The sequence below is a fragment of the endosymbiont of Riftia pachyptila (vent Ph05) genome, from assembly GCF_000224455.1.
GTDB lineage: Bacteria > Pseudomonadota > Gammaproteobacteria > Chromatiales > Chromatiaceae > Endoriftia > Endoriftia persephonae.
Map to the genome: position 1 here is coordinate 1 of NZ_AFOC01000031.1, position 13,435 is coordinate 13,435.

At 58.6% G+C, this 13,435-nt stretch carries 9 protein-coding genes; all 9 read left to right on the forward strand.

Annotation, left to right across the window (positions count from 1 at the left end; genetic code table 11):
- Positions 1 to 263 precede the first annotated feature (263 nt).
- The 9 genes from RIFP1SYM_RS06405 to RIFP1SYM_RS06440 all read left to right on the forward strand — a co-directional run bounded on the left by RIFP1SYM_RS06405 (position 264) and on the right by RIFP1SYM_RS06440 (position 13,367).
- Entirely contained in the window at positions 264 to 2,648 is a 2,385-nt protein-coding gene (locus tag RIFP1SYM_RS06405; protein WP_005960926.1) for a c-type heme family protein, read from the forward strand.
- Between the two features lie 48 nt (positions 2,649 to 2,696).
- The gene (locus RIFP1SYM_RS06410; protein ID WP_240992039.1) at positions 2,697 to 5,972 is read left to right on the forward strand and encodes a hybrid sensor histidine kinase/response regulator; all 3,276 of its coding nucleotides are present in this window, start codon (positions 2,697 to 2,699) and stop codon (positions 5,970 to 5,972) included.
- Positions 5,973 to 5,974: 2 nt separating this feature from the next.
- Entirely contained in the window at positions 5,975 to 6,352 is a 378-nt protein-coding gene (locus RIFP1SYM_RS06415; RefSeq protein WP_005960928.1) for a response regulator, read from the forward strand.
- A gap of 22 nt (positions 6,353 to 6,374) precedes the next feature.
- Entirely contained in the window at positions 6,375 to 7,571 is a 1,197-nt protein-coding gene (locus RIFP1SYM_RS06420) for a GGDEF/EAL domain-containing response regulator (protein WP_006473533.1), read from the forward strand.
- 71 nt (positions 7,572 to 7,642) lie between these two features.
- Positions 7,643 to 7,819 carry a hypothetical protein gene (locus RIFP1SYM_RS17940; RefSeq protein ID WP_006473532.1) on the forward strand — a complete coding sequence of 59 codons (177 nt, stop codon included), beginning with the start codon at positions 7,643 to 7,645 and terminating at the stop codon, positions 7,817 to 7,819.
- A 470-nt stretch (positions 7,820 to 8,289) separates the two neighbouring features.
- The gene (gene rsmA, locus RIFP1SYM_RS06425; protein ID WP_005960931.1) at positions 8,290 to 9,087 is read left to right on the forward strand and encodes a 16S rRNA (adenine(1518)-N(6)/adenine(1519)-N(6))-dimethyltransferase RsmA; all 798 of its coding nucleotides are present in this window, start codon (positions 8,290 to 8,292) and stop codon (positions 9,085 to 9,087) included.
- Positions 9,088 to 9,161: 74 nt separating this feature from the next.
- Positions 9,162 to 9,602 (forward strand): VOC family protein, encoded by a 441-nt coding sequence (locus tag RIFP1SYM_RS06430; protein WP_006473531.1) that lies wholly within the window; start codon positions 9,162 to 9,164, stop codon positions 9,600 to 9,602.
- A gap of 65 nt (positions 9,603 to 9,667) precedes the next feature.
- Complete coding sequence (gene lon, locus RIFP1SYM_RS06435) at positions 9,668 to 12,061, forward strand: endopeptidase La (RefSeq protein ID WP_039959884.1); 2,394 nt, start codon at positions 9,668 to 9,670, stop codon at positions 12,059 to 12,061.
- A 106-nt stretch (positions 12,062 to 12,167) separates the two neighbouring features.
- Positions 12,168 to 13,367 carry an NnrS family protein gene (locus RIFP1SYM_RS06440; RefSeq protein ID WP_005960934.1) on the forward strand — a complete coding sequence of 400 codons (1,200 nt, stop codon included), beginning with the start codon at positions 12,168 to 12,170 and terminating at the stop codon, positions 13,365 to 13,367.
- The last annotated feature ends 68 nt before the right edge of the window (positions 13,368 to 13,435 follow it).

Below are 13,435 nucleotides of genomic sequence, written 5' to 3' on the forward strand. Positions count from 1 at the left end.
TCAATCTACTGCTGCTCTATCTACAGATCAAACCTTGAGAGAGTTCACACAGCGGCAACCCAACAATATTTACCCGGCAAAATGGAGATAGGGCCTGTGGCCGCCGCGTGGCATCGATTGAAATCAAGGACAAGGATTATGTCGGGCACAGCCCAACCTATACATGTGCCTGTTTAATTGCAGGGCCAACAGGGATCATTGTCCTGTTCCAACGGAGGATCTATTCTTTCGAGAGGCCCAAAAGAATAACAGGCTCTTAAACAATGCGGCTCCAGTCAAAACTACTACTCTCTTTCGGTTCGGTGCTGATCGCTGCTTTTATCCTGGTAGAGATCATCGGCTACCAACAAACCCACGAGAAGATGCTTGCGGGGCTGCGCCAGGATGCACGGGAGATCCGGGCCATCCTGATGGCCACCCGCCGGGTCTATCAGCATCAATTCGTCGACAGCGGCCTGCCGCTAAACGAGAAGACCCTCGGCTTTCTGCCCGCCCACGCCTTAAGACGGATCTCAGATGACTTTCGCAACTGGAGCAGCAGCGGGCTGAGCTTCAACAATGTCTCTGACCGCCCCCGCAACCCGAAGAACCAGGCGGATGCGATCGAGCTGGAGGCAATGGACTGGTTCCGCGACCACCCCAAACAGAAAGAGCGCCTGACCCCCTTCACGGACCAACAGGGTCAATCCTACTACCACTTCTCAAGCCCTATCTGGATCGAGGAGTACTGCCTGAAGTGCCATGGCGACAAAGACGCGGCGCCGGAGACCATCCGCGAGACCTACGCCACATCGTACAACTACCAGCTGGGTGATCTGCGCGGCCTGATGAGCATCAAGCTGCCTGCCCACTTCATCGAGGATGAGGTGCTGGCCCAACGCCTCAACGAGATGTGGGGCCACCTGCTCGCCTTTGCCCTGGCCTTTGGCTTCGGCGCCTGGCTGCTACGCAGGCTGGTCATCCAGCGACTGACATTGCTCCAGTCGGCGGTGGGCGATCTCGCCAAAGGTAATTATGCCACCCGGGTGCCGGTTCAGGGACGGGACGAGTTATGTGAACTCGCCTCAGCCTTCAACACGATGGCAGAACAGCGCCAACAGGCCGAGTCATTGCGCCAGGAGAGCGAGCAACAGGTCCGGGATCTGCTCGATTCCACCGCCGAAGCAATCTACGGTGTGGACAATGAAGGGCGTTGCACCTTGACCAATCCGGCCTGTCTCCAAATGCTGGGGTATCCGGATGCCGGCGAGCTAATCGGCAAGGCGTTACATCCCCTGATCCATCACACCAAGGCGGACGGCACCCCACATCCACTGGATGAGTGCCTTATCGACAAGGCCTGGCGTGACGGCCAGGCGACCCACACCGCCGAAGATATCTTCTGGCGCTCGGACGGCAGCAGTTTTCCGGTGGAGTTCTCCGCCTATCCGATCCGGCGTGACGGTGAGGTGGTGGGGGCGGTGGTGACCTTTCTCGATATCACCGAGCGGCTGCAGAACGAAGAGAGCCTGCGCCGCGCCCAGAAGATGGAGGCGGTTGGACAACTCACCGGCGGCATCGCCCACGACTTCAACAACCTGCTGGGCATCATGCTCGGCAATCTCGATTTCCTGCAACGCCTGGTGGCGGATGACGAGAAGGCCAGCAAACGGGTGCAGACCACCACCAAAGCAGCCCTGCGTGCGACGGACCTAACTAAACAACTACTCGGATTCTCAAGGCGCGAGTCGAAAAACATCACCGCCACCGATCTGAACCAGGTCATCCGGGGGATGAAGAATCTGATCGCCCGTTCGGTCACCCCGGAGGTAGAGGTGGAGGTCCAGCTGGCGGAGGGACTCTGGCTGACCGAAATCGACCGGGGCGACCTGCAGGACGCCCTACTGAACCTAGTCCTCAATGCGCGGGACGCGATGCCCAACGGTGGCAAACTGACAATCGAGACCGCCAACCGGGTGCTCGATGCCATCTATGAAGAGCAGAATCCCATCGCCGATCAGGGCGACTATGTACAACTGGCCGTGAGCGACAATGGCAGCGGCATCCCCGCCGAGGCACTGGAGCATATCTTCGAGCCCTTCTTCACCACCAAACCTGAAGGTAAAGGCACCGGCCTGGGCATGAGCATGGTGTATGGTTTCACACAACGCTCCAAAGGCTATATCAAAGCCTACTCCGAACCCGGCATCGGCACGACCATCCGGCTCTATCTGCCCCGCTCAGGCGATCAGGTTCAGGAATCCACCCGTCCTACCGATAAAAAGACAGGATTGCCGGGGGGAGATGAGGTCATTCTGATCGTGGATGATGAAGCGGATCTTCTGGAGCTTGCCAAAGACCGCCTTAAAACACTCGGTTACCACACAATTGTTGCGGAGAATGGCAAACAGGCGCTGCAAAAGCTGGCTGAAGCCGAACACATCGACCTGCTATTCAGCGATGTGGTGATGCCAGGCGGCATCAACGGCTATGAATTGGCAGAGCAGGCAACAACCCAAAGGCCGGAGCTGAAGGTGCTGCTCACATCGGGTTTTACCAAGAAGGCGATAGCCAAAAATGGGCAGGCACAATTTTCCGCCACCCTGTTGAACAAACCCTACAGCAAGGCGGAACTGGCTTGGCGGGTGCGGGAAACACTGGATGGTTAATCGGTTCGAATGCAGCACAAACAGAGACACGACAGAAGTCATACGCAAGTGACAAAGACAAGCCACTCACCACTGCGCACAATCGTGATCGTGACCCTAATCGTGGTGGCTGCCATGGCCATCCTCGCCGCCTCATCAGCCGTTGCGCTCAGAATCGCAAACAAGAGCGCGCCCCTAATCGACGCCAGCATGGAGGTCAAATATGAACTGAGTCTTTTTCATCTCTGGTTCGAGGAGCTGGTCCAACAGGATCCGACGGTGGACAAGGAACAAGTCTGGCAACACCTCAACCAGGCACGCTGGTATGCCAATACCATGCTGCAGGGAGGAGAAAGCTCACATGTAAAGTTTCAGGCCCTCGATGACCCAGCCCTCCGCTCCATGATCCGCAACACACTGGATCAGATAGACCGGTTAGAAGCGGTCGGGCTGGCGCGCCTTAAACGGGCTCAAAGCAGTCTGGCCGGGTCAAATCAGGACCAGCTCTTCGATAAGGTTTTCGCCGAGGTTCTCAAGATTGCCGATGATGTCGAGACGGCGGTTTATCGGAATATGGCCACCCAGATCAGACAGTTTGAACGTCTGGTCTATATCCTGGGGGCGGTGGTTATGCTGGTTGGACTGGCGGGCGGAATCCTGTTTTTCCTCATCGAGCGGCGGCGCAGATCCGACTACACCCTGCTGCAGGAGAGCGAAACGCGTTTCCGCCGGCTGTTCGAAAACACAGCCGCCATCTCGGTTCAGGGGTATGACAGGAACCGTCGAGTCATCTATTGGAATCCCGCCAGCGAAACGCTCTATGGCTTTACGGCAGACGAGGCCATCGGCCAGCAACTGGAAGACCTCATCATTCCCGGCGAGATGCGCGAAGGGATGATAGCTGCTATCGACGCCTGGATAGACGACGGGACTGAAATCCCCTCGTCGGAGATAACCCTGCGCAGAGCCGATGGATCACCGATACAGGTCTTCTCAAACCATGTCATGCTCCGGACCCATAACAATGAACCGGAGATGTACTGTATCGATATCGACCTGACCGAGCGCAAGCGGGCCGAGGCTCAGGCCCGTCAACACGAACTGGTATTGAATTCCGTGTTCCAGGCTCTGCCTGACCTGTTCTTCCTGATGGACCAGGACGGCACCATACGAGACTACCGCGCCCCGCAGGCTGCTGATCTGTATGTACCGCCGGAAACCTTCCTTGGCAAGCGCATGCAGGATGTACTGCCACCAACGCTAGCCGCCCAATTCAACGAGAACAGGGCCGTGGTGAGCGAACGCGGAGGCCTGACTACGTACGAATATACCTTGGAACTGCCGCATGGTCTCAGGCTGTTCGAGGCCCGGCTCAGCCAGTTGCCCGACAGCCCACAACTCATCGCCGTGATACGTGATATCACCGAGCGAAGAAGGGCGGAGGAGGCACTAGCCAAATCGGCCCAGGAGTGGACCCATGCCATGGACTTCTTCGAGGATGCCATCTACCTCATTGATCTCGATGACAAGCTGGTGCGAGCCAACCAGGCCTTTTACAAACTGACAGGACTTACCCCCGAGCTGGCAATCGGGATGGAGATCACCTCGATCATCCACCCCCAGGAAGAAGCGGAGCCCTGCCCCGTCTGTGCGGCAAGAATCGCACGGAGCGACAAGTACATCACCATGGAGGCGAACCATCCCCATAACCCCACCGGCCGCCCCATCGAGGTGATGGTGCGCACTATCCGGGACGACACGGGCTCCCCCCTGGGTGTGCTCATGGGCATGCACGATCTGACTCGCGCCCGGCAGGCTCAGCAGGCCCTGCGCGAGAGCGAGGAGCGCTATCGCACGATCTTTGAAGGCGCGCCCGAGGGTGTCTGGTTGATCGGGCCTGACCATCGAACCCTTGAGGTGAATCAGCGCTTGTGCGAAATGCTGGGTTACCGAGCGGACGAGATGATTGGAAGAACACCCCTGGATTTCGCTGATGAAGAGAACCAGAAAATTTTCAGGGGGCAGGCAGCAAAGATAGAGACAACCGACAGACGCAACTATGAGGTTGAGCTGCGTCACAGAGATGGCCACAACATCCCGGCCCATTTCAACGCCATCACCTTACACACAGACAAAGGCGGTGTTTTGGCATCAGTGGCATTTGTGACTGATCTGACGGAGCAGAAAATAACGGAGCAGGCCCTGCGCCGTGCCCAGAAGATGGACGCCATCGGTCAGCTCACTGGCGGCATCGCTCACGACTTCAATAATCTGCTCGGCATCATTATCGGCAATCTCGACTTTCTCAAACGCCTGCTGCCGGAAGACGACAAATCCCTCAAGCGGGTGGAGTCTGCATCGAAGGCCGCCCTGCGCGCCGCCGATCTGACCCGGCAACTGCTAGGCTTTTCACGCAAGCAGGCTCAGGAGGCTCGTCCCACCAACATCAACCAGGTGATACGGGACATGGACAGCCTGATCGCTCGCTCAGTGACCCCAGAGGTGGAGGTAGAACTCCAGCTGGCTGATCATCCTTGGCTGACCCGCATCGATCCCGGTGATCTCGAAGATGCCCTGCTGAACCTGATCCTCAACGCCCGGGACGCCATGCCACAGGGTGGCAAACTCACCATCGAAACCGCCAACAAGAGACTGGACAAAACCTATGCCGGGTTAAACCCAGCAATCACTCCCGGCGACTATCTACAACTGGCGGTGAGCGACACCGGTAGCGGCATTCCAAAGGAGATCCTCGAACAGATCTTCGAACCCTTCTTCACCACCAAACCATCAGATAAAGGCACCGGCCTGGGCCTGAGCATGGTGTACGGATTTGCCCGACGATCCAACGGTTACGTCAAGGCCTATTCGGAACCTGGGATCGGCACCACCATCCGGATCTATCTGCCCCGAAGCATTGAAAAGAGCGAGATGATCCCTCAGACGTCAATATCGGAAACCCGCCTCACTCCAGGGCACGGAACTATCCTTGTGGTCGATGATGAAGACAACCTGCTCGATCTGGCCAGGGACTACCTGGAAGAGACAGGGTACAAAGTCCATACCGCAACCAGAGCTACAGAAGCCCTTGCGCTCCTCGAATCCGAGGACGACATCAACCTGCTGTTCAGTGATGTGGTGATGCCCGGCGGTATGAACGGTTACGAACTGGCGGAACAGGCCTATAAACTTTACCCCAACCTCAAGATCTTGCTCACATCGGGCTTTACCAAGAAGGTGGCAGCCAGACATAGTCAGGCACATTTTGCCGCCAATCTGCTTTCAAAGCCCTACAGCAGGGATGATCTGATAAAGCGGATTCAAGATGTACTGGATGGAGAATAATAATGGACAAACCACGTCTGATTGCCGTTGACGATGAATTGGAGATGGCTGCCATGATTGCAGAAATCGCCGAGATGGCAGGATTTGAGTCGGAGGTGTCTAGCAGCGCAAAGGCGCTTCTGGATGCGGAAGCCGAATGCCGCCATGATGTGATCGTGATCGATCTGTTCATGCCAGATACCGACGGCTTTGAACTGATCAATGCGCTGGCCAATCGGGGGTGCACCGCCACCATCATCATGGTCAGTGGATACGATAAGACCCTGCTCAGGGGCGCAGGCAAGATCGCCAAGGCAAACGGACTGAATCTGCTGGGCACACTCACCAAACCCTTTCGTCTGGATGATGTCGAGGCGCTGTTGCGCAAGGCAATTGACTGAAAGGGGCACTGGGACTTTGGCCATGGCTGACAAGAGAAAATTGCTGGTAATCGATGATGAACCAGATATCGGTGCCTTTGTGCGTGATGTCGCCCTAGATGTTGGCTACGATGCGGTTGCCGCTCACCTGCCCGGCAGCTTCGAGCAGGTCTACTCGGACGACCTTGATGTCATCGTGCTGGATCTGATCATGCCCGGACGTGACGGGGTAGAACTCCTGCGCATCATGGCCGAGCAGAGGGCAAACGCCTCGATCATACTGATCAGCGGCTACGACACAGGTGTGCTTCACTCAGCGCAGAAACTAGCATCCGAGCAAGGTCTGCATGTCGTCGGTACCTTGACCAAGCCGATTCGCTACACGGAACTGGAGGAGATGCTTAACACCATAGCATTCCCGTCTCGAAACAAACCGTTCGATGCAATCGAATTCCTGGAGTTACCCACCGAACAGGAACTGCATCTGGCCCTCAACAATGGCGAGTTGGAGCCCTTTTTTCAGCCACAACTGAGGTTTTCCAACAACTCACTGATTGGAGTCGAGGCCCTGATTCGCTGGCGCCATCCAGACCGCGGACTGCTCGGGCCGAATATCATCATCCCTCTGGCGGAACAGTCCGGCTTGATGGATAGACTCGCTGCCGAGGTGCTTCAGCAATCGTTCAAACAGGCCGCTGAGTGGCTGCGCGCCGGCCTGAAGACACGCGTTGCCATCAACATGGCACCCTGTAACTTCAAAGATCTCGACCTACCGGAATGGATGGATAAAAAGATCAGGCAGTATGGCCTAGGACCAGACCAGATCACCCTGGAGGTCACCGAAACCACCCTGATGCAGGAGTTGATAAAATCCCTCGACATCCTGACCCGACTAAGAATGAAGCAGGTCAAACTCTCGATCGATGACTTCGGCACCGGTTATTCATCACTGGTGCAGCTACACCGCATCCCGTTTTCTGAGATTAAAATCGACAAATCCTTTGTCATGCGTGCCACTGCCGACAAGGAAGCACTGGCCATCGTCAAGATGACCATCCTGCTGGGCCACGAACTGGGCATGAAGGTGGTTGGTGAAGGTATCGAGGACCAGGCGACCTGGGACCTTCTGACAAGCCTTGGCTGCGATGTCGCGCAAGGCTACTTCATTGCCAAACCGATGCCTGGCTGGCAATTGCTTGAATGGGCCATGAAACAGAATAATTCAAACCTGAATCATTGAGTTTTTTCGAAACGATTCACTGAAAGATTCAACGTGACATTGTTTGTCATATTTTACCGATGTAACAATCGATGAGCTTTCTGTGCGCACCCAACACCACACTGCTCAGCACCGCCAACCTGCTGGTGGATGCCCTCACTGCATACGGCATAGGCCCATCCAACTTTCTGCATCAACCTGGGGGCCAACCGGGGCAGTATACCGACCCCAACGGTCATGTCCCGGTCGCCCTGATGCAGCACGGCTGAAGGCTGGCAGTCGAACTGAGCGGCGATCCCTGCTTCGGCCTCAGTCTGGCGGGAGTGGTACAGCCTGCATCGCCACACGACATCGGCCTGTCGATGATCAGGAGGCTCAGGACTACCTAAAACAGTTCGATGCGCAGAGCCTCCACGTCCGGGACGGTGAACGGATCATCGAACTGCTACCCGCCAGCGAACTCAATGAAACCCGGCTGGCTGGCAGCCTGGGCATGAGGCTGCGCAATCTGCAGCGGCAGTTGAAACATGTCGGCTGCCCGGCCACACATCGTATCGGTCAACCACACCACAGTTAGCCTCCCCCTTCCTCTACGCCTACCGTCACACATGAAGGGCTGCCTGAGCTGACTATGGCACCATTGTCTCGGCCGACTATGATTGTGACGCTGAGCTTCAAGTCGGTAGATTTGCTGGTATCGTTTATCTAGCAAAAACAACAACGGCAAAAAGGTACCCCAGTGACCCACAAAGCTAGAAAAAGATTCGGCCAGAACTTCCTGCACGATCCAGGCATCATCCAGCGCATCATTGATGCGATTGCCCCACGCCCAAACGACAACCTGGTGGAGATCGGCCCAGGCCAGGGCGCAATCACCCGCGAATTGCTGCGGCGCTGCGGAACGCTGCAGGTGGTGGAGCTGGACCGAGATCTGATCGGCCCGCTGGCCGACAGCTGTGCGACACTGGGCGAGCTGACGATCCACAGCGCCGATGCGTTGAAGTTCGACTTCACTGCCCTGGCCAGCCCCGAGCGGCCATTGCGGGTAGTGGGCAACCTGCCTTACAACATCTCCACCCCGCTGTTGTTTCATCTGCTGAGCCAGGCGGCGCAGATCAGCGATATGCACTTCATGCTGCAGAAGGAGGTGGTGGAACGCATGGCTGCCGGGCCAGGCTCCAAGACCTATGGCCGCCTTTCTGTGATGCTGCAGGCAAAGTGTCGTGTCACCCCCCTGTTTCTGATCGGTCCCGGCGCCTTCAATCCGCCACCTAAGGTCGACTCCGCATTTGTCCGTCTCGAACCATTCAGTGAACCGCCGTTGGCGATCGAAGACCAGGCCCTGTTTGCCCAGCTAGTCGCCCAGGCCTTCTCCCAGCGGCGCAAAACCCTGCGCAACAGCCTGCGCAACTGGCTCACGGCGGAGCAAATCGAAGCTGCCGGCGTCGACCCAACCATCCGACCAGAGCAACTTTCACTGGAAGCCTTCGTGGCTCTTGCCAATCTCGCTTGTAAAGTAGAGCGCCCGCCCCAATAGATTTGCAGATGCCGCTTCGAAATGTGGCGACGTTGACATAACCTGTTAGCCACATAATCGTGGGGAGATGCGAGATGCCCAACAATCCGCCAGAGCAAATGCCGAGAGTGACGCCCTACCTCTTCTACAATGACCCCGGCGACGCCCTGGAGTGGCTCGCCCGGGTGTTTGGCTTTGAGAAACGTCTTGAGATGCCCGCCCCCGACGGCAGTATTGCCCATGCCGAGATGCAGTACCAGGACGGCGTCATTATGCTGGGCCCCGCCAACCAGGAACGTGGAGGCTACAGCCCGGCCGGGCTCGCCGGCGTCACCCAGAGCCTCTATATCTATGTGGATGACGTGGAGGCCCACTATGTCCAGGCCAAGGCCGCCGGCGCAGAAAAGATCACGGAACCGATGGATATGTTCTGGGGCGACCGGATGTACACTGCCGAGAATCTGGAGGGTCATCAATGGAGCTTTGCCGAGCACCTCGAGGATATCGCACCTGAAGATATGCAACCAACCTTCTGATCAATCAAAACCGGCAGATGACGCTCAGCTCCGACGTCATCTGCCACAGCAGCACAGCAATCACTATGCCTAAATCCCCCAGCAACGCCGATGACAATATCGAGTTGGCAAACGAGCAGCCCCTGGCCCGCCCCAACGAGCTGCTCCCCGCCACCATCCACCTGTTGCCGGTCACCACCCGCCCCTTCTTTCCCGGCCAGGTGGTACCGCTATTGATGGAGGCCGCCCACTGGACCTCGACCATGCAGGCGGTGGGCAAGACCGAACAGAAGATCCTCGGCGTGGTGCTGGCCCGCTCAGCCAACGCCGAGGTCACCACGCCAGATCAGTTCTCCGCCGTCGGCACCGCCTGCCGTATCCACCGGGTGCAGGAGTCGGAGGGGCGGCTGCAGATCCTGGTGGAGTGTCTGCAGCGCTTCCGCATCGAGAATTTTCTCAGCAGCGAGGCACCGTTTCGCGTCCAGGTGCACTACCTGCCGGAGCCAGGCAAACAGCCCAACGATGAGATCAAGGCCTACGGCATCGCCATCATCAACACTATCAAAGAACTGCTGCCACTCAACCCACTCTACGCCGAGGAGCTGCGGGTGTTTCTCGAACGCTTCGGCCCGGACGACCCCTCCCACCTGACCGACTTCGCCGCCAGCCTCACCACCTCCGACAAGCTGCAGCTACAGAAGGTGCTCGAGAGCGTCGAGCTATTGCCGCGCATGGAGAAGGTACTGGAGCTGCTACACCAGGAACTGGAACTTGCCAAGGCCCAGGTGGAGATCCGCAAGAGCGTCGAAGAGCGCATGCAGACCCAGCAGCGCGAGTTCTTCCTGCACGAACAGCTGAAGGTGATCCAGCAGGAGCTGGGCATAGAGAAGGATGACCGCACCGCCGAGCTGGAGAAATTCCAGCAGCGACTGGAGAAGCTGAAGCTGACCGAGCAGGCCGCCGCCCGGGTCGAAGAGGAGATGGACAAACTGGCGGTGCTTGAGACCGGCTCGCCGGAGTATTCGGTGACCCGCAACTACCTCGACTGGATCAGCCTGCTGCCCTGGGGCGTCGACTCTCAGGACAAACTCGATCTGGGCTTCGCCCGCAAGACCCTCGACAAGGACCACTACGGTCTCAGCGATGTGAAGGAACGCATCCTCGAGTTCCTCGCGCTGGGCATCATGAAGGGGCAGATCGCCGGCTCGATCATCCTGCTGGTAGGTCCACCCGGGGTCGGCAAGACCTCCATCGGCCACTCCGTCGCCGAGGCGCTGGGACGCAAGTTTTTCCGCTTCTCGGTGGGCGGCATCCGCGACGAGGCGGAGATCAAAGGCCATCGCCGCACCTACATCGGCGCGATGCCGGGCAAGTTCATTCAGGCAATGAAGGAGGTGGGCACCGAGAACCCGGTGATCATGCTCGACGAGATCGACAAGGTCGGCGCCAGCTACCAGGGCGATCCCGCCTCGGCGCTGCTCGAAGTGCTCGATCCGGAGCAAAACTCCGACTTTCTCGACCACTATCTGGATCTGCGCTTCGACCTCTCCAAGGTGCTCTTCATCTGCACTGCCAACCAGCTCGACACCATCCCGCGGCCGCTGCTCGATCGCATGGAGCTGATCTCGCTCTCCGGCTATATCACCAGCGAGAAACTGCAGATTGCCCGCAAATATCTGCTGCCGCGCCAACTCGAGCGGGCCGGCTTGAAACGCCGTGACATCAAGCTCGGTAGCCCGGCGATCCGCGCCATCATCGAGGGTTACGCCCGCGACGCCGGAGTGCGCCGGCTAGAGAAAGAGCTCGGCAAGATCGTGCGCAAGTCGGTGGTGAAAATCCTCGAGGGCACGCCACGCCCGATCGAGATCGGGCCGGACGAACTGGCGGAGTACCTCGGCGGCCCGCTGTTCCGCGACGAGCGCAACCTGAGCGGCGCCGGCGTGGTCACCGGTCTGGCCTGGACCGCGATGGGCGGCACCACCCTCAGTGTGGAGGCGGTCAGAACCCACGAGTTCAACCGCGGTTTCAAGCTCACCGGCCAGCTCGGCGACGTGATGCGCGAGTCGGCGGAGATCGCCTATGGCTATCTGGTCAGCCATGCAAAAGCCTTCGGCGTCGCCCCCGACTTCTTCAAGACCGCATTCATCCACCTGCATGTGCCGGCCGGGGCGACCCCCAAGGACGGCCCCTCCGCCGGCATCACCATGGCCTCCGCGCTGCTCTCGCTAGCGCGTGGTCGGCCAGTGCGCCACATCGCCATGACCGGCGAGCTGACCCTCACCGGGCAGGTCTTTCCGGTGGGCGGAATCCGCGAGAAGGTGATCGCGGCACGCCGTGCCGGGATCCGCGAGCTGATCCTGCCGGCCGACAACCGCAGCGACTTCGACGAGGTGCCGGAGCATATCCGCAAGGGGCTGAAGGTCCACTTTGCCAGCACCTACGAAGAGGTGATTCCCCACCTATTCCGCGGCAAACCCTGAAATCCACCGGGTCTTGGCCTCTGTCTGTTTGATGGGAGTCAATGCCTCAGCGCATACCGGCTCCTATGCTTGCGCTCCCAATCCGATTGGCGATGAGAATAGTTAAATGGCAGTGATCCCCCTGGGCGAACGCCCCCCCCGCAACGAACCACAGCATGGCATAGTCCCGTTCGCATTGGGCTTCCGGCCCTTTTTTCTGATGGCGGCGCTTGCTGCGATCACTCTGCTGCCATTGTGGCTCGCCACTTGGCTGGGGACCCTCCCCCCTTCCGCCTACTACGGCCCGATTACCTGGCACAGCCATGAGATGTTATTCGGCTACAGTGGAGCAGTGATCGCCGGCTTCCTGCTCACTGCAGTGCGCAACTGGACCGGCATCGATACGCTCACCGGGAGACCACTGGCGGCACTCACACTGGTGTGGCTAGCCGCACGCATCGCACCCTTCATCCCGGGGCTACCCGGAGCCGTGATCGCTGGGCTCGACCTGCTGTTCCTGCCGCTCTTCATGTGGGCCCTCTACCAACCGCTGATGCGGGCGCAGAATCGCCGCAATCGACTGTTTCTGCCACTACTCGGGCTAATGCTGCTGGCCGACCTGCTGATCCACATGGAGCTACTGGGGCTACCCGGCAGCATCACCCGTGGCACAGATCTGATGCTCAACAGCGTGCTGCTGTTACTAATCTGGGTGAGTGGGCGAGTACTACCCTTTTTCACCGAGAAGGCGGTCGCTGAGGCACGGCCTCGCGACAATCAGCGCCGCGAGCAATTCGTATTCGCTTCAGCCGGCCTGTGGATCCTGCTCAACCTGCTCTGGCCCCAGCCACTGCTGTTGGCGGCGAGTGCGCTGTTGGTGGCGGGCACTCAGGCCTGGCGCTGGCGCGACTGGCACCATCTACAAGTCTGGCGGATACCGATCCTGGCGGTACTGTTTAGCGGCCTCGGCTGGATCATCCTCGGTTTCCTGCTGGAGACGTTTGCCGCACTTGGTCTGTTCCCTGGCAATCTGGCGCGGCACGCCCTCACCGTAGGCGGGGTTGGCGTCCTGACCCTCGGCATGATGGCACGGGTCTCGCTGGGCCATACCGGCCGCGAACTGCTTGCCCCGAGCACCGCCATCTGGGCATTTGCGCTACTCAATCTCGGCGCAATCATCCGGGTTTTTATGCCGGCTATTGTGCCCTCCAGTTACACGCTGTGGATCACCCTGTCAGGCACGCTCTGGACCACCAGCTTCCTGCTGTTCGCTATTACCTACCTGCCGATTCTGTTGCGACCACGTGTCGACGGGCGTCCCGGCTAGAGAAGAGGTGTTACGCTCTGCTCTTGCGGTCTGAAGCACCGCCTCCCCCATAGAGAATGAATTAGAAA